Source organism: Actinospica acidithermotolerans, from assembly GCF_018139625.1.
Classification (GTDB): domain Bacteria; phylum Actinomycetota; class Actinomycetes; order Streptomycetales; family Catenulisporaceae; genus Actinospica; species Actinospica acidithermotolerans.
This window is the reverse complement of sequence record NZ_JAGSOH010000049.1, coordinates 1-16,812: the sequence shown is the minus strand read 5'-3', so window position 1 is coordinate 16,812 and position 16,812 is coordinate 1. Positions and strand designations below refer to the sequence as shown.

Sequence of the window (16,812 nt, the reverse complement as noted above, 5' to 3'; positions counted from 1 at the left end):
CCAGAATGGACGAACCGCCCAAAAAACGGCTGAGAAGAGTGTCACGGCTTGGCCTCGACAGCCGCCCCAGGGGCGGTCGAGCAGCCTCGATGAGGCTGCTCACCTGCGAGTATGCTGAGAAGTGGTCAGCTTGTCGAGGTGCCGGACGCGCTCGGCGCGGCGTGCGCCGAGGCGGTCGGGATGAGCGGTTCGCACACCTTCAGCGCCGCGGCGACCTTCGGATCGGCCGGGTCGAGCCCGCCGAGGTAGCGCGCGTCGCCGGTGGGCCGGGCGGTCGCGGAGGCCGCGAAGGCCGGCCGCGTCGTGGGGACGGTCTCGCCCTGCTGGGTCATGCAGTCGCGGAAGGCGGCGAGGCGGGTGCCGCCGCCGAAGCCCGCGCCGCCGGTGGGCCGCAGCGAGGCGCAGGCCTGCACGGCGGCCGCTACCGTCGGGTCGGACGTCGCGAGGCCGGGGAACCCGCCCGAACCGCTGCGCCGGGCGACGGGGGTGAAGCCGGCGCCGGCGGAGTGGCTGCGCCGCCCGGCGAACGCGCCGTTGGTCGGCACCTTCACGCCGTGCTGGCTGAGGCAGGACAGGTACGCGGTGTACCCGCTGCCGGCGCTCCCGGTCGCGGCCCCGGCCGCGGCGGCCGATCCCGAGCCGGAGGAGCAGCCCGCGATCAGGCCGAGCGCGGCGACGCCCGCGGTGGCCGAGACCAGCGCGCTGACCAGGTATCTGTGCTTGATCAGGTTCATCGGTTCCCCGCTGTGATCGTGGTGGCGTCGACGGTGCCCGCGGAGCCCTGGGTCCCGGAGACGGTGACGGTCTGGCCGGGCTTGAGCTGGCTCAGGCTTCCGGTCGACGAGATCTGCACGGACGTGCTGCCCGAGGTCCTGACCGTGTAGACCGAGCCGTTGCTCGCGGTGATGTAGAGGGTGTCGCCGGAGACGACGGTGATCGAGCCGGTGATCGAGCCGGCGCCGGTGCCCGCGCCGGCTCCGCCGAAGCCGGCGGAGCCCGTGCCGCCGGTGAACGATCCCCGGCCGCGCCCGGCGCCGAAGGACGCGAGCGCGCCGGCCCGGGCGCCGCCGGAGCCGGTGCCGCCGCCGAGGTGCTTCTGCACCAGCACGCCGCCGACGAAGCCGGCCGCGATCAGGATCCCGGCGGACAGGGCGAGCGTGACCTTGGGCAGCCTGGCGCGCGGCGGACGCGCGGCGAGCTCCTCGGCCAGGTTGTCCGCGCGCGGCGGAATGGAGAGCAGTTCCTCGGCGGTGAGTTCGCCGGGTTCGCCGGGTTCGGCGAAACCGTCGCCGAACTCGGCCGTCGCGCCGTCCTCATCGGCCGGCGCCGCCGGCACGTCCGCCCGCGGCAGCTCGACGGTGCCCTCGGAGGACTCCGGGAGCGCGGTCCCCTGTGACGTTCCCTGTGACATCGTTCCTCCTGACTCGGCCTCACTCATGGCGCAGCGCCTCGATCGGGTGCAGCTTGGCCGCGCGGTTGGCCGGCAGCGAGCCGAAGACCAGGCCGATCACGGCGGAGACCCCGAACGCGAGCGCGATCGAGGATGGGACCAGCACCGGCTGGATGCCGTCGATGGTGAAACGGGAGCCGACGACGCCGACCAGCACGCCCAGGGCTCCGCCGATCACGGAGAGGAAGACCGCCTCGATCAGGAACTGGCCGAGGATCGCGCCCTTCGGGGCGCCGAGCGCCTTGCGGATCCCGATCTCGCGGGTTCGCTCGGTGACCGTGACGAGCATGATGTTGGTGACGCCGATCCCGCCGACCAGCAGGGAGATCGCGGCCACCGCGGCGAGCAGCACGGTGAAGGTCTGCGTCGTGCTCTGCGCGGTGGACAGCAGCGAGGCCTCGTTCGTCACCGTGAACTGCTCGGTGCTCGCGGTCTCGTCGAGGTAGTCCAGCAGCAGGTTGGTGACCTCGGCCTGAGCGGCGCCGGTCGCGCCCGCACTCGTGGCCTGGACTGCGATCTCGCTCAGCGAGCCGAAGCCGGTCAGGCTGTCCTGCACGGTGGTCAGCGGGGCGATCGCGACGTCGTCCGGGTCGTTGAACGTGCTGCCGCCGCCCTTGCTCGCGAGCACGCCGACCACGGTGTAGGGCACGTTGTTCATCTGGATCGTCTGGCCGATCGGGTCGATCGAGCCGAACAGGTCGGTGACCACGGTCTGCCCGATCACCACGACCTTGTTCGCGTGGTCGACGTCGTTCGCGGTGAACGAGGCCCCCTGCGCGACCACGTCGTTGGAGATCGGCAGGTACGCCGGGTACGAGCCGACGACCTGGGAGATCGTGGTCGAGGCGCCGTCGTACGTGGCGGTGACCGACGTCGAGGCGACCGGCGCGACGACGGAGACGTCGGGGTCCTGGTCCGAGTCGGCCAGGTCCTGCGCGATCGCCGGGGTGAGGTTCGCCGTCGAGCTCTGCGTACCGCCGCGGGTCGAGGCGGCCCGGCCGACGGCGCCCGTCTGATGGGTGACCAGCAGCAGGTTGGAGCCGAGGCTGTCGATGCGCGCCTGCACGGCCGCGCCGGAGCCCTGGCCGACGGCGATGAGCAGGATGACCGCGCCGACGCCGATCAGGATGCCCAGCGTGGTCAGCCCGGAGCGCAGCTTGTTGGCGCGCAGCCCGCGCAGCGCGAAGCGGAAGACCTCTTGAATCCGCATCGGGATCAGCCTCCTGTGACGACGCGCGGCGTGCGGTCCCGCTCGGCGGCGCCCAGCTTCGGCGGCAGGCCGTCGACCGGGCTGAGCCTGCGGTCCTCCACGATCCGGCCGTCCACCAGCCGCACGAAGCGCTTCGCGTGCTCGGCGATGTCCTCCTCGTGGGTGATCACGACGATCGTGCGGCCGACGGCGTTGAGCCGGTCGAACAGGCCCATCACCTCGTAGCTCGAATGCGTGTCGAGGTTTCCGGTGGGCTCGTCGGCGAGGATCAGCGACGGCGCGTTGACCAGCGCCCGGGCCACGGCGACGCGCTGCTGCTGGCCGCCGGAGAGCTGGTTCGGCAGGTGGTCGACCCGGTCCGAGAGCCCGACGAGTTCGAGCGCCGCGAGTGCGCGCCGGCGCCGCTCGGCCCCGCGCACGCCGCCGTAGACCAGCGGCAGCTCCACGTTCTCGAAGGCCGAGGTGCGCGGCAGCAGGTTGAAGGACTGGAAGACGAAGCCGATCTTCCGGTTGCGCACGATGGACAGCTGCGCCTCGTCGAGGCTGCCGATCTCGATGCCGTCGAGCCGGTAGCCGCCGCCGGTGGGCACGTCGAGGCAGCCGATGATGTTCATCATGGTCGACTTGCCGGAGCCGGACGCGCCCATGATGGCCACGTAGTCGCCGTGCGGGACGTCGAGATCCACGCCGCGCAGGGCGTGCACGGCGGACTCGCCCTCGCCGTAGACCTTGGTCAGCCCGCTGATGTGGACGGCGCTCGGGCGGACGGCGCCGGGCGCGACGCCGCCGCCGGTGCCGTGGGCGAAGCCGGTGCTCATCCGCGGCCGCCTGTCCCGGTCCCGTTGCCGGTGCCGAGGCCGGAGGTCAGGCCGCCGCCGCCCGCGCCGCCGATCCCGCCGAAGCCGCGACCGGTCGTGCCCGACCCGGTACTGGCGGCGCTGATCGTCTCCAGGACGGTCTCACCCTGCGTCAAACCGGAGACGATCTGCGTGTCGGTGGTGCCGACGACGCCGGTGGTCACCTTCGTCGCCACGTCCTTGCCGTCTTGCACCACGGTCACGTACGAGCTGCCGCCAGTCGTCGTGACGGCCGAGCTCGGCACGTACAGCGCGTCGGTCGCCTCGCCGGTCGTGATCACGATCGACGCCGACTGGCCCGGACGCACACCGCTCGGCACGTCGCCGACCAGGTCCAGGGTCACCGCGTACTCGACGACGTTGGACACGACTGTGGACGTCGGCGAGATCGACGCGACCGTCGCGCCGACCGGCGTGTTCGGCAGTGCGTTGAGGGTGATCGTCGCATCCTGCGCGTCCTTGATCGAGTCGATGTCGGTCTCGGAGACGTCGGCGGTGATCTGCAGCTGGCTCGTGTTCGCCATCGTGATGAAGGCGGAGCCCGAGGACGAACTGCCGGACGACGAGGAGGACCCCGACGACGAGCTCGACGAGGAGGACGAGCCGCTCCCCGTGCCGGAGCCGGTGCCCGAGCTCGCGGACGCCGCGGTCGCGCCCGTCGTGCTGGACCCGGCGCTGACCTCGCTGCCGACCTGGCCCGCGATGGTCAGGATCGTGCCGCTGGAGGGCGCGGTGATCGTGGTGCCGGCGACCTCCTGCTGGGCGGTGTTGACCGACGCCTGCGCCTGGGTGACAGCCTCCTGATCCTGCGCGATCGTGCTCGGGTCGACCGTGTTGTTCAGCGCCTGCGTGTCCCTGGCGGTCCGCAGCGCGTCCTCGGCGCTGGTCAGCGCGTTCTGGTCCTGGGTGAGCTGCGCGGCGCTCGAGCAGTTGGCCGAGGACGAGCCGGTCGAGGACGAGCCGGTCGAGCCCTTCGCCGCGCCGGACGTCGCGGTCGAGCAGGCCGGCAGGGCCTGCTCGGCGTTCAGGTTGTCCTGGGCCGTGGTCACGGCGTTCTCGTCCGCGGCGAGCTGGTCGTTGTCCACGGCCTGCTGCTGCGCGCTGGGACCGTCCTGCGCCTTGGCGAGGTTGTCCTGAGCGACCGTCAGCTGCTGCTGGGCCTCGGTGAGCGCGAGGTCGGCGCCGGTCGGGTCGATGGTGGCGAGCACCTGGCCGGCCGTGACCTGCTGGCCGACCGCGACCTTGACCGCGGTGACCTTGCCGGCGGCGCCGAAGGCCAGCGAGGACTGGGCGGCCAGCGCCAGGTTCCCGGAAGCGGAGACCTGGGCCAGCACCGTGCCGCGGGCGACCGTGGCGTCGCGGGTGAACGCGCTGGCGGACGCCGCGCCCGTGCCACCCACCTCGAGATACGCGGTGGCCGCGGCTCCGGCCAGTACGACCGCGAGACCCCCGTTCAGCGCCAGTCGGCGGCGCGAGGTCCGTGAAGACTTCATGAGGCGGAGTGTCCGGACGGCGGCTGAAAATCCGGTGAAGCACATTCGTTTCACAGGATTTATTCAGCCAACTGTTACGCCGCTATTACATTGTGTCAGATCATCGGTATTCCCGTAAGCGCGGGGCGAACCCGAGCGCGATCAGGGCGATCGTCGCGGCCATCCAGAACCAGGGCAGCCACAACCAGGCGACCAGGCCGTTCTCGCCCTTCGCCGTGGCGGAGGAGAAGGCCTGCTGGTCCGTGTCGATCACCTTGGCGAGGTCGGTGTCGAAGGCCGCGTACGCCGTCGCGGAGTCACCGGTGTCGTACGCGGCGAGCGCCCGGGTCCACGCGCCGACCGTCCCCGGGCCGGGAACCATCGATGTCAGGGTTCTCTCTGTCGCGAGATAGGAGTTCAGCTCGCCCGAGGCATTCGCCGGGAGTTGCGGTATCGCCTTGATCCACTTCGCGCCGGACGTGAAGGCGTCCTGCTCGGTGCTCATCGCGGCCGTCGGCCGGCCGCCTCCGCTTTCGGCCTGCAGGACCCACCGGCTCTCCGCGGCGTGCATGTTCGCGGCCGTGGCCCGCGCCTGCCAGAGCGTGGAGACCGAACCCGGGCCGGTCAGATTCTGCGCGTCGTACGCGGTCTTCGCGCCGGCGAGTGCGGTGAACAGCAGCACGCCGAAGATCAGCGACGTGACCGTGGTCAGCGCGAGCAGCGGATTCACCGTGCGGCGGAAGGCGCGGCTGAGCCTGCGCTGCGCGACCACCAGCCTCAGCACGATGAACGCGATCAGCAGGCCGCAGGCCAGCTGCAGGTGCCAGATGGTGTCGAGTCCGCCGTTGACCGGCGCGGATTCGGCCAGCTGCTCGGCGTTGTAGAGGAACTGCGCCTGCGCGAGGATGCCGGTGGTGTCCTGATTCATCAGCGTCGAGGCGTGCTCGTACGCCTGCACCACGCCGGCCGGCGGGCCTCCCGCCGCGGCGGTCGTGTTGTGCGTCTCGAGGTCGACGTACAGCGCGTAGGAGACGTACTGCGTGTACTGGGCGAGCTGGTCCTCGATCGACACGAAGGTCGAGGGGCCGTCCGGGATCGTGTCGATGCCGCTGCCGAGCAGCTCCAGCTGGATGTCGGCGTCGGACCGGTCCTTCTCGAAGTTCCGGTAGGCGCCGGTCTGGCTCTCGCCCAGGCCGGCGGCGCCGCCGAGCAGCAGGACGTCGGCGACGTGGCCGTCCATCGAGTCCAGGTCGTAGGTCAGCCGGGAGGCCGCGACCACCTCCGGCTCCTCCTGCGCGCCGACCACCCCGAGCGTGCCGCGCAGGCCGCCGACGCTGGCCGCCAGCAGCAGCCCGCAGGCCAGCACGGCGAGGACCGGCACCGCGATCCACGTCAGCAGGCGTCCTGGCGTGCCCGGCTTGAGATTCCCGAAGCGCTCCCCGATGATCCCCGGCACATTCGCCACCCTAGCGACAGTTCTGCCCGGGGGCCTCCGGAGCGATCAGGCGCGTAACTGCCCGCTGGTCAGGAAGCGGCGGATCGCGACGTCGTACGGCTCCGGGTCCAGGCCGTGCTCGGCCAGCCAGCGGTCGTCGTAGTACGTGTGCTGATAGCGCTCGCCGCCGTCGCACAGCAGGCTGACCACGGAGCCGCGGCGGCCGGCGGCGACCAGTTCGGCGACGATCTGGAACACGCCCCACAGGTTGGTGCCGGTGGAGCCGCCGGCCCGGCGGCCGGTGTGCTCGGCGAGCCAGCGGGCCGCGGCGATCGAGGCGGCGTCCGGGACCTGGATCATCCGGTCCACGATCGCGGGCATGAAGGAGGGCTCGACCCGCGGGCGCCCGATGCCCTCGATCCGCGAGCCGAGGCCGGTGCTGAACTCGGGGTCGGCCTGCGCCCAGCCCTCGAAGAACGCCGAGTTCTCCGGGTCCACCACGCACAGCCTGGTCTGGTGCCGCCGGTACCTGACGTACCGCCCGATCGTCGCGCTGGTCCCGCCGGTGCCCGCGCCGACCACGATCCAGCACGGGATCGGATGCCGCTCCCTGGACATCTGGTCGAAGATCGACTCGGCGATGTTGTTGTTGCCCCGCCAGTCGGTGGCGCGCTCCGCATAGGTGAACTGGTCCATGAAGTGCCCGCCGGTCTCGGCCGCGAGCCGCCTCGACTCCTCGACCACCTGCGTCGGGTCGTCCACCAGGTGGCAGCGGCCGCCGTAGAACTCGATGAGCGCGCACTTCTCCTTGCTCGTGCTCGCCGGCATCACCGCGATGAACGGCAGGTCCAGCATCCGGGCGAAGTACGCCTCGGAGACGGCGGTCGAGCCGGAGGACGCCTCGATCACCGGCCGGCCCTCGCGGATCCAGCCGTTGCACAGGGCGTAGAGGAACAGCGAGCGGGCGAGCCGGTGCTTGAGCGAGCCGGTCGGGTGGGTGGACTCGTCCTTCAGGTAGAGGTCCACGCCCCAGTCGCGCGGCAGCGGCACGCTCAGCAGATGGGTGTCCGCGGACCGGTGGCCGTCGGCCTCCACGGTCTCGATCGCCTCGTGGATCCAGCCGCGTCCGGCCTGGCAGTCCGCGTCGGTCCGGTCGCCCCGCACGGCGCCTCCCTGGTCTATCCGTTGACTCACTCCGCTTGACGGTACCGCGCCAGCCAGGTGACCGCAGCCGCCAGGTAGCCGAGCAGCGCCGCGAGCGAGATCGCGAGGATAGCCGCACCGAGGCTCACGTCCACCCGGGTCGCGTCCGTCCAGGCCGCGCCGCGCTGCTGGTCGCCCGGGCCACGGTAGCCGAGCACGAAGGGCGCCGCGATCAGCCAGGCGCCGGCCAGGCCGAGCGCGCCGAGGCCGAGCAGCGCGGCGATCGGCGGGGCGGGGCGGCGGATCGCGACCGTGACCATGGGGATGGACTCGGTCTGCGCGTAGGGGTCGTACGTCACGATTGCCTTCCTTCGGACTCGACGCTCGTCTCCCGGGCCCGCAGATCCGCGGCCAGGGCGGCGACCAGCGGCGCCAGCAGATCGCGCAACGCGGCGCCCGGATCGACGGCCGGGGCGGCGGGCGGCGGCGCCGGCCGCGGCTCCTCCCGTCGCGGCTCCTCCCGCCAGGGCTCGGGCTCGGAATGCCGCTGCTCGGGCACGGCCCCGAGCTCCGGTCCGGCCGCCGGACGCGGCGGCATCGAGGGCAGCGGCTCCGGCGAAGCCGCCGGCACGAGCGCTTGCAGCCGGCGCCGCAGCGAGCCGCCGAACAGAAGCGCCGTCAGCACGCCGACGACCAGCACGGCGCCGCCGGTGGCCAGGTCGACCACGCTGCTGCGCGGCATCGAGCCCGCGCCCTGGCGGTAGTCGAAGGCGAAGGGGGCGAGCAGCAGCAGCGCCCCGGCCAGGGCGCACAGCACCGCGGCGACGAGCCCGATGAACGGACCGAGCACCGGAACCGGCTCGGCGATCACCGTCGCCGGGCAGTCGGCGCAGCGCTCGCCGTAGTCCGGATCGGTGTCCGGGTCAGCCGTTTCGCTCATGCGAGGCCCCCAAGGTAGTCGTACGTCGCGGCACGGACCAGCGTGCTCAGCGCGGTCGGGCGCAGCACCTGCACCGCCGCCTGCCTGGCCTGCTCGGTCAGCCCCGTCCACCCGTGCGGCCCGGTGCCGGCGCGGCGTCCCGGCGGCAGCAGCCGGGAGGCGGCGCCCGCGAGCTGCGGGTACGCGGCCGGATCGTGTTCGAGCCGCTCCGCCATCACCGCGAGCAGCACGCCGATCAGCGCGTACTCCACGTCCTGCGGAAGCGCCGCGACGGCCGGCTCCGGCTCGTGCGCGCCGACGGGCATCCGGCCGCGGTCCCGCCAGGCGAAGCTCGCCACCGCGCCCGCCGCGATCAGCGGCACGGCGGCGACCAGCGCCGCGTAGTCGCGGTGGATGAGCGACTCCATGCCGTTGCTCATGGCAGTCCATGCTGCCAGCCGCCGACCGGCATATCAGACTTCATCATCAGATCGGGTGATCGCGGACCACTCGAAGCGGTGAGAGATCCGCTCTCTACAACAGCCCGGTGCCGCCGAGCAGGCTGCCGACCACCGGGACGCTGCCGACCGTGGACGTGACCGGGGACGCGGCGCTCTGCACGACCACGGTGACCGGCGTCACGACGGTCTCCACGGTCGAGGTGACCGGCGCGACGACGCTCTGCACGGTCGAGACCACCGGCGATACGACGGTCTCCACAGTCGAGGTGACCGGCGCGACGACGCTCTGCACGGTCGAGGTGACCGGCGAGACCGCGTCCTGGATCGCCGAGGTGACCGCGGCGGTCCCGGTCGGCGGCGTGCCCGAACCGCTCGCCTTGTGCTTGCCGGTATAGCCGTCGCCGGAGCCGGACGCCGAGTTCGAGCCGCCGCTCGGCTTCACCGCGTCCTGCGAGCCCGAGGAGCCGTCGGATCCGGCCGCCGGCCGCGCGTGCCGGACCACGGAGGCGGCCGAGTCCGCGGCGCTCTGCCGGCTCGTCGCGGCCAGGGCGCCGGCCGAGGGGAGCGGGGCCGAGGAGAGGTTCGCGATCGAGTCCGCGGTCGGACTCAGATCCACGCTCACCGGCGAGGACAGGCCGGACAGCTGTGTGGCGCCCTCGTCGTCGGGACCGGAGGCGGTGAGCACGGCGGTGGCCGGATCGAGCGCGGCGGCGATCAGCCCCACGCCGGTGAGCGACGCTCCGAGCGCGAGCGCCCCGAGCGCGGCCTTGCGGCCGGTGGTGCGAGGTTTGGCGTGCGAGCCCATGACGTCACGGATCCCTTCAGCTGAAAGCGGGCGACCACGAGGACCTTCGCTTCCATTGCACGGGCTGCGACACGCCGGTCGAAGGCTTATCGTTCCCGAATCACCCAAAGGCGTGAACATGGCGAAATCCAGTCCGAGCACTAGAGTCTGTGCTATGTCCAAGCCTCCCGTGCACGACCCCGACGACCGCGAGCTGCAGGTCGGCAAGCCGAAGACCTGGGCGGTCGGCGCGCCGGCCGTCGCGCACGCGCTGCAGATCTCGCAGCAGCAGATGGGCGCGCGGCGCACCGCGCTGACGCTCCTGAGGGTGAACCAGAAGGACGGCTTCGACTGCCCGGGCTGCGCCTGGCCCGAGGGTCCGGAGCGCAGCCACTTCGAGTTCTGCGAGAACGGCGCGAAGGCGGTGGCGGAGGAGGCGACCGTGCGCCGCGTCACTCCGGAGTTCTTCGCCGAGCACTCGGTGCACGAGCTGGCCGGGAAGACGGACTACTGGCTGGGCCAGCAGGGCCGGCTGACCGATCCGATGTACAAGGCTCCCGGCGAGGACCACTACCGGCCCGTCAGCTGGGACGCCGCGTTCCGCATCGCGGCGGACGAGCTGCGGGCCGGGACGCCGGACGAGGCGGTCTTCTACACTTCCGGCCGCACCTCGAACGAGGCCGCGTTCCTCTACCAGCTGCTGGTCAGGCGGCACGGCACCAACAACCTGCCGGACTGCTCGAACATGTGCCACGAGTCGAGCGGCTCCGCCCTCACCGAGACCCTCGGCGTCGGCAAGGGCTCGGTCTCGCTGGAGGACCTGTACAAGGCGGACCTGATCCTGGTGGCCGGTCAGAACCCGGGCACCAACCACCCGCGGATGCTCAGCGCGCTGGAGCGGGCGAAGAAGGCCGGCGCGGCGATCGTGTCGGTCAACCCGCTGCCGGAGGCGGGCCTGATCCGCTTCAAGAACCCGCAGAAGGCGAGCGGGGTCCTCGGCTCGGGCACGGCGCTGTCCGACGAGTTCCTGCAGATCCGGCTCAACGGGGACCTGGCGCTGTTCCGCGGGATCAACCGGCTGCTGCTGGAGGCCGAGGACGCGGCACCCGGCACGGTGCTGGACCGGGAGTTCATCGAGCGGCACACGCACGGGTTCGAGGAGTTCGCCGCGGACGTCCGCAAGACGTCCTGGGAGGACGTCCTGGAGGCGACCGGCCTGACGCGCGGGCAGATCGAGGCGGTGGCCGCGCGGGTGCTGCGCTCGGAGCGCGTCATCGTGTGCTGGGCGATGGGCCTGACGCAGCACAAGAACTCCGTGCCGACGATCCGGGAGGTCGTCAACTTCCTCCTCATGCGCGGGAACGTGGGCCGTCCCGGCGCGGGCGTGTGCCCGGTGCGCGGCCACTCCAACGTGCAGGGCGACCGGACGATGGGCATCTACGAGAAGCCCGCCGCCGCCTTCCTGGACGCGCTCGGCGCCGAGTTCTCCTTCGAGCCGCCGCGCGAGCACGGCTACGACACCGTCGAGGCGATCCGGGCCATGCGCGACGGCAAGGTGCGGGTGTTCATGGGCTTGGGCGGCAACTTCGTCGCCGCGACCCCGGACACCGCCGTCACCGAGGCCGCGATGCGCGGCTGCAGGCTGACGGTCCAGGTCTCCACGAAGCTGAACCGCTCGCACGCGGTGACCGGCGAGGCGGCGCTGATCCTGCCCTGCCTCGGCCGCACCGAGAAGGACGAGCAGGACGGCGGCGCGCAGTTCGTCACCGTCGAGGACTCGATGTCGATGGTGCACGCCTCGCGCGGCCGGCTCGCCCCGGCCTCCAAGCACCTGCGCAGCGAGGTCTCGATCGTGGCCGGCCTGGCGCAGGAGCTCTTCGGCGCCGGGGACGCGGTCGAGTGGACGTCGCTGGCCGGGGACTACGACCTGATCAGGGACCATGTATCCCGCGTCATCCCGGGCTTCGCCGACTTCAACGCCAAGGTCAGGCAGCCGGACGGCTTCCAGCTGCCGCACGGCCCGCGCGACTCGCGGACCTTCCCGACCGCCACCGGCAAGGCGAACTTCACCGTGAACGAGCTCGAGGTGCTGCGCGTCCCGGCGGGCTCGCTGCTGCTGCAGACGGTCCGCTCGCACGACCAGTACAACACCACTATCTACGGGCTCGATGATCGCTATCGCGGTATCAAGCAAGGAAGAAGGGTGGTCTTCGTCAATCCGGAGGACCTCGCCGAGCTCGGGCTGTCCGACGGGCAGTCGGTGGACCTCGTCTCCTCCTGGTCCGACGGCCTGACCAGGCGCGCAGCGGCCTTCCGGATCGTCAGCTACGCCACCGCGAAGGGCTGCGCCGCGGCCTATTTCCCGGAGACGAACGTGCTGGTGCCGCTCGACTCGACCGCGGACACCTCCAACACCCCCACGTCGAAGTCGGTGGTGGTGAGACTGGAGCCGACCCGAACGGAGTAAGTGGCAGGTCATCACCTGAGCTAACTGCTCATACGTAGATAAACTGACGGTATGACACAAGTACGTACCGTCGATGGACGGATAGCCGGCCGGCGCGGCCAGGAGACCCGGGCGCGCCTCCTCGAGTGCCTCGCCGAACTGCTGGCGGCCCGGTCCTACCGGGACGTCACCGTCATCGACGTGGCCAGGGACGCCGGCACCTCGCCCGCCACCTTCTACCAGTACTTCCCGGACATCGAGGCGGCGATCCTGGAGCTCGCCGCCGACGTGGTCAAGGAGGCCGCCGAGCTCAAGGAGCTGGCCGCCGAGCGCAGCTGGGCCGGCCGGGCCGGCACCGTCTCGGCGACCGAGCTGGTCAACGGCTTGATGGACTTCTGGCAGGAGCACGACTCCATCCTGCGGGTGGTGGACCTTGCCGCTGCGGAGGGCGACAAGCGCTTCACCCGGCACCGGATGCGCGTGCTCGACGCGGTGCACAAGGCGCTGAGCACGGCGATCACCGACCTGCAGCGCGGCGGCAAGCTGGAGCGCGAGGTCCCGGCCGCGGCGACCGCCGGCGCGCTGGTCACCATGCTCGCCGCCTCGGCCGCGCACCCGAAGAGCTTCGAGTCCTGGTCGGTCAAGGACAAGGACCTGCGCAACGCGCTGATCCGCCTGGTGACCTGGGGAGTCACCGGGAAGAAGCCGACCACGGTCTGACGTCCCGGCAGCAGCCCGCGTCCCCTCACCCCGATGCCCGCGCGGCGCCGGGATGAGGGGACGCCGCCTTCTACTGGCTGGGCGCCACCGGCATCGCGCCGAAACCGTCGAAGAGGTAGGCGTAGACCTGCGCGAGGTAGAGCGCGAGCCGGTCCGCCGAGTCGAAGGGCACGTAGGTCAGCTCGTACCACAAGTCCGGGGAGACGGTGCGCTGCGCCAGCAGGTGCTTGAGCCCGGCGCCGACGCACTCGCGGTAGTCCGGCCAGGCCAGGTGGAACGTCGCCTGGAGCATCCCGAGGTCGTCCACGGCCTCGCAGCCGAGGGCGGCAGCGCAGAAGTTGACGAAGCGTCGGTCCACGCCGGGCACCTCGTCCAGGCCGAGGGCCGCCAGCGGCACCGAGACCGGGTCGACGTGGCCGGCCGGGTATGGGTAGATCGTGGTGTTCCACAGCTGCTCGCCGTCGGCCGGGCCCTCGCCCGGCGAGGCCGTGTCGGCGGGCCGGTAGACCGAGTAGACCAGCCCGCCCATGAAGTCGCCGCGGGTGTAGTTCGTGCTGCCGTCCTCGTTCACCGGCATCTGCGGGCTGATCCCGATCGCGGTGGCCTTGTCCATGTGCAGGCCGGGGCCGTAGACCTGGGCGAACGGCAGGATCGGGTTCAGGTCGCGGTGCTTGAGCGCGTACTCGCGGGCGACGTCGTCGGCCGTGGCCAGCGCCTGCGCCGAGTCGAAGCGGGTGGCCCAGGGGCCGACCCGGTGCGGCAGGTCGGAGCGGTTGGTCTCGGTGGGCTGGCTCATCGTTCTCCGTCCTCGGCGTCGAACGGCACGCACTCGCCGTTCTCATCGCGCTCTTCGTGCTCGCACGGCTCGTCGCTGTCCGGCGGGGCGATCGGTGCGGTCCGGTCGCCGAACACGTAGTCGGAGAAGGCCTGCAGGTACTCGTGCAGCTGGGCGCGGCTGCAGAAGCTGGTGTCCGTCGACTCGGCCCACTCGCGCACCGTCGGCGTGTTCTCCAGGAGGTAGCGGTACGCCTCCTCGTGCTTGGCGCGCATCGCGGGATCGCGCCTGACCTCGTCGCGCAGCCGCTTCGCGCTCTGCTCGAACTCGTTGGAGAACTCGACGCTGTGCAGGTTGACCACGGACCAGCGCACGTTGCCGTCGTCGATGTTCGGCACCCGCTGCTGCCATTCCCGACTCACGGGTTCACCGCCTTGTCCGGCTCGGGGTAGAGGGTGACCAGGTTGTACTTCCCGGTCGCCGGGTCGTGGTCGAACACGCCGGTCAGCGTGGACCCGGTGAAGTCGACGTCCTTGTAGTTGATGTTACCGGCGGAGTCGGCGGGGTTGGCCGGGTCGATGTACTTGCCGGACAGTTTCGCCATGCCGTCGTCGCCGATCGCGGCCTTCGCGTCGATCGAGGTGGATATCCGCCCGGTCGCGCCGGCGGGTATCGCCGCGCGGGAGGCCGCGTCCGCCTTGGCCAGGGACTCCTCGTCGCCGAACTTCGTGGCGAACGCACCGCACTTGTGGTTCTTCAGGGCACCCGAGGCGTCCGCGGTGTACATGTCCTTGTACTTGAGCGGGTCCGTGTCCGGGAGCGAGAGCGCGTCGGTGCGGGCCGGGTCCATCTTCTTCGAGGAGACCACGTAGCCGTTCGCGTCCGTCTGCGGTTTGCCGTCGCGCTTGAACAGCGGCTGGCCGAGCCGGCCCTTGAGCTGGTCGTCGCTCGAGTCCAGGTGGCGCTGCGGGGCGTGCCCCTCGGAGCGCAGCTCGGCTACCTTCGCCTTGAGCGCGGCGGCCCGCGCCGCCTCCTCGGCCTCCGCCTTGGCCTTGTCCTCGGCCGACAAGCCAGCAGTGGAGTCCGTGGCCTCGGGCGTCTCGTCCTTCGGCTTCGCGTCGGTGACCGGGTCAGCCGGCTTGGAGCCCGCCTTGGTCAGCTCCTCGGTGTTCTTGACTTCGGTCTCGGCGTGCGCGGTGGCGCCGTCGCCCACCCGGGTGCCGGTCTCCTCGAGGTGCTTGGCGAGCCCCTCGCCGCCCTCCTCGCCGGCCTTGACGACGTCCTTGAGGCCGTCGTCCAGTGCCTCGGTGATCTTGCTCACGCGAAGCTCACCCCCGACAGGTTCGACGTCAGGGTCCGGGTGTGCCCGCGCACGGTCGCCGCGTGGTCCTGGAAGGTGGCGGCGTGCCGCTGCACGGCCTCCGTGTCGATCGAGAAGCCCGAGCCGATCGGGGTGGTGGACACGCCGCCGGTCGCGACGGAGGTGGCGGTGTACTCCAGCCCCTGGATGACGGTCTCGATCTTCGCCACGAGCGGCTTGATCGCGGCCTCGATCACCTCGCCGATGATGTACTGCTCGATCTGGTTCTCGAGGAAGTCGCAGGCCTTCTCCGCCGCCTCGATCACCAGCGCCTCGGCCGCCTCGGCGATGCCGAAGGTGAGCACGGCCGCCGCCTGGTCGGCGACGAAGCTGACGGCCAGCGCGACGAGCTCGGCGATGGCGACGCCCTTCATCGCGACGATCACGTCGGCGGCCGCGTCCAGCGCCGTCGCCACGATGTGGCAGGCCTCGACCATGTCGTTGGTGTGCTTGGTGGTGACGTTGTTCCAGCGATCCTTCATCGCGTCGTACGCCGCCCCGGTGTACGACCCGCCGATCTGGTTGACGGTGGCGGTCGCCTCTTCGTGCGCCGAAGTGAGGTTGTTCGCGAAGTCCCGCACGTGGGTTGCGAAATCGCGGACCGAGTCCTCGTTCACGGCCGGCCAGTTGATGCCGATGACCTGCAAGAACGACACGACCTCGCTTGGTGGGTCAAGCGCCACGAGTCCCCTCCCCTTCATTGAGTTGTCAGCCCCCGCGTCCCGTACGGAAGCCGCCGGAATTCGGACAGTACCAGAGTTCGGCGATCGGCCTACTCGGGTTCGGCGGCCGTTTCCGGGCCCGGGCGCCCGCCGGGTACGGCGGGTGCCGTCGGCGGTACCGGGGGTGATGCCGGAGCGATCTGGGCGGCCGTCGGCGGCAGCGGCGGCGGCTCGGTTGGGTACCCGGGCTGCGCGGAGTATCCAGGCTGCGCGGAGTACCCGGCCTGGGCCGGGTATCCGCCCTGCGCGGCGTAGGCCGCCCGGGTCGCGGCGTTGTAGCGCGCGTAGCGGCGGCGGGAGGCGCGGTCGGACAGCTCGATGCAGACCACGACGATGAGCATCACCAGCGTGCCGAGGCCCAGGGCGAGGATGAGCAGGCCGCCGACCGCGTTCGGCGCGACCGAGGCGAGGTACTCGACGAAGTCGTACGTGGCGTGCGCGAGGACGATCGGCCACAGCAGCCGCCAGCGGCGGTAGACCCAGATGTTCACGACGGTGAAGATGATCACGCCGAGCGAGGCCCAGCCGTAGTACAGGTGGAACGGGATGCGCAGGCAGATCGCGACGACGTAGATCAGCCAGGCCTTCTTCCCGACCGCCCCCGCCGACTCCAGCGCGTTCACGGTCAGGCCGGTGACGAGCATCTCCTCGCCGAAGCCCGCGGCGAGCGCGACGAAGAAGCCCACCGGGATGAGGAAGACGCTGGTGCCCTGGCTCGGCGCGCCGGTCTGGGAGTTCGTGATCGCGGTGTAGATGACCACGGAGAGCAGGAAGCCGACGACGCCCGCCATCGAGAGGAAGTAGGACCGGCTGAACTGCCAGGCCCGGCCGCGCTGGGCCGGCGGCCGCGGCGGCATGTAGTGGGCGTAGCCCGGCCAGAAGTAGCCGTTCGGGACGGTGCCGCCGTTCGGGACGGTGCCGCCGTTCGGGACGGTGCCGCCGTTCGGGGCCTGCTGCCGGGGCTGTGCGGGTGGCGGCGGACCGTGCTGCTGGAACTCCGGCGTGCCCTCGGGCTGCCGCGGGTCACCGGCCTGGGGCTGGGGCGGCGGGAGCACGTT

General features: G+C 71.5%; 18 protein-coding genes. 2 read left to right on the top strand and 16 right to left on the bottom strand.

The features are described from left to right. Positions 1 to 125 precede the first annotated feature (125 nt). The 11 genes from KDK95_RS17500 to KDK95_RS17450 all read right to left on the bottom strand — a co-directional run bounded on the left by KDK95_RS17500 (position 126) and on the right by KDK95_RS17450 (position 9,752). Positions 126 to 734: a hypothetical protein gene (locus tag KDK95_RS17500; protein WP_212519261.1), complete on the bottom strand. Its 609-nt coding sequence runs from the start codon at positions 732 to 734 to the stop codon at positions 126 to 128. Beyond that, a complete protein-coding gene (locus KDK95_RS17495; protein ID WP_212519260.1) occupies positions 731 to 1,411 on the bottom strand; it encodes a hypothetical protein in 681 nt (226 codons plus the stop codon). The genes KDK95_RS17500 and KDK95_RS17495 overlap by 4 nt, the downstream gene beginning before the upstream one ends. A 19-nt stretch (positions 1,412 to 1,430) precedes the next feature. After that, entirely contained in the window at positions 1,431 to 2,660 is a 1,230-nt protein-coding gene (locus KDK95_RS17490; protein ID WP_212519259.1) for an ABC transporter permease, read from the bottom strand. A 5-nt stretch (positions 2,661 to 2,665) separates the two neighbouring features. Next, complete coding sequence (locus KDK95_RS17485) at positions 2,666 to 3,478, bottom strand: ABC transporter ATP-binding protein (RefSeq protein ID WP_212519258.1); 813 nt, start codon at positions 3,476 to 3,478, stop codon at positions 2,666 to 2,668. Beyond that, the gene (locus KDK95_RS17480) at positions 3,475 to 5,010 is read right to left on the bottom strand and encodes an efflux RND transporter periplasmic adaptor subunit (protein WP_212519257.1); all 1,536 of its coding nucleotides are present in this window, start codon (positions 5,008 to 5,010) and stop codon (positions 3,475 to 3,477) included. Before KDK95_RS17480 ends, KDK95_RS17485 begins: the two co-directional genes overlap by 4 nt. A gap of 100 nt (positions 5,011 to 5,110) precedes the next feature. Next, a complete protein-coding gene (locus tag KDK95_RS17475; protein WP_212519256.1) occupies positions 5,111 to 6,445 on the bottom strand; it encodes a GlnX family signal transduction membrane protein in 1,335 nt (444 codons plus the stop codon). A gap of 45 nt (positions 6,446 to 6,490) precedes the next feature. Next, positions 6,491 to 7,588 (bottom strand): L-cysteine desulfhydrase Cds1, encoded by a 1,098-nt coding sequence (gene cds1, locus KDK95_RS17470; protein WP_212519255.1) that lies wholly within the window; start codon positions 7,586 to 7,588, stop codon positions 6,491 to 6,493. A gap of 26 nt (positions 7,589 to 7,614) precedes the next feature. Continuing rightward, entirely contained in the window at positions 7,615 to 7,926 is a 312-nt protein-coding gene (locus KDK95_RS17465; RefSeq protein WP_212519254.1) for a hypothetical protein, read from the bottom strand. Beyond that, positions 7,923 to 8,507: a hypothetical protein gene (locus tag KDK95_RS17460; RefSeq protein ID WP_212519253.1), complete on the bottom strand. Its 585-nt coding sequence runs from the start codon at positions 8,505 to 8,507 to the stop codon at positions 7,923 to 7,925. The genes KDK95_RS17465 and KDK95_RS17460 overlap by 4 nt, the downstream gene beginning before the upstream one ends. Further along, positions 8,504 to 8,926: a hypothetical protein gene (locus KDK95_RS17455; RefSeq protein ID WP_212519252.1), complete on the bottom strand. Its 423-nt coding sequence runs from the start codon at positions 8,924 to 8,926 to the stop codon at positions 8,504 to 8,506. The genes KDK95_RS17460 and KDK95_RS17455 overlap by 4 nt, the downstream gene beginning before the upstream one ends. Positions 8,927 to 9,020: 94 nt before the next feature. Continuing rightward, on the bottom strand, positions 9,021 to 9,752 hold the full coding sequence (locus tag KDK95_RS17450) for a hypothetical protein (RefSeq protein ID WP_212519251.1): 732 nt from the start codon (positions 9,750 to 9,752) through the stop codon (positions 9,021 to 9,023). Positions 9,753 to 9,906: 154 nt separating this feature from the next. On the opposite strand from KDK95_RS17450, the gene KDK95_RS17445 reads away from it, so the two are divergent. Together KDK95_RS17445 and KDK95_RS17440 are read left to right on the top strand one after the other, a co-directional pair. Then, entirely contained in the window at positions 9,907 to 12,198 is a 2,292-nt protein-coding gene (locus tag KDK95_RS17445; protein ID WP_249161446.1) for an FdhF/YdeP family oxidoreductase, read from the top strand. Positions 12,199 to 12,249: 51 nt separating this feature from the next. Next, complete coding sequence (locus KDK95_RS17440) at positions 12,250 to 12,897, top strand: TetR family transcriptional regulator (protein WP_212519249.1); 648 nt, start codon at positions 12,250 to 12,252, stop codon at positions 12,895 to 12,897. Between the two features lie 70 nt (positions 12,898 to 12,967). On the opposite strand, the gene KDK95_RS17435 is transcribed toward KDK95_RS17440, so the two are convergent. From KDK95_RS17435 to KDK95_RS17415, 5 genes are all read right to left on the bottom strand, one after another. Beyond that, complete coding sequence (locus KDK95_RS17435) at positions 12,968 to 13,693, bottom strand: hypothetical protein (RefSeq protein WP_212519248.1); 726 nt, start codon at positions 13,691 to 13,693, stop codon at positions 12,968 to 12,970. Continuing rightward, entirely contained in the window at positions 13,690 to 14,094 is a 405-nt protein-coding gene (locus tag KDK95_RS17430) for a hypothetical protein (protein WP_212519247.1), read from the bottom strand. The genes KDK95_RS17435 and KDK95_RS17430 overlap by 4 nt, the downstream gene beginning before the upstream one ends. Beyond that, positions 14,091 to 14,993 (bottom strand): hypothetical protein, encoded by a 903-nt coding sequence (locus KDK95_RS17425; protein WP_212519246.1) that lies wholly within the window; start codon positions 14,991 to 14,993, stop codon positions 14,091 to 14,093. Before KDK95_RS17425 ends, KDK95_RS17430 begins: the two co-directional genes overlap by 4 nt. Then, positions 14,990 to 15,688, bottom strand: a complete 699-nt coding sequence (locus tag KDK95_RS17420) for a WXG100-like domain-containing protein (RefSeq protein ID WP_212519245.1) — start codon at positions 15,686 to 15,688, stop codon at positions 14,990 to 14,992. Before KDK95_RS17420 ends, KDK95_RS17425 begins: the two co-directional genes overlap by 4 nt. A gap of 116 nt (positions 15,689 to 15,804) precedes the next feature. Beyond that, positions 15,805 to 16,812: CPBP family intramembrane glutamic endopeptidase (locus tag KDK95_RS17415; RefSeq protein ID WP_212519244.1), on the bottom strand; the 1,008-nt coding region annotated here is incomplete at its 5' end.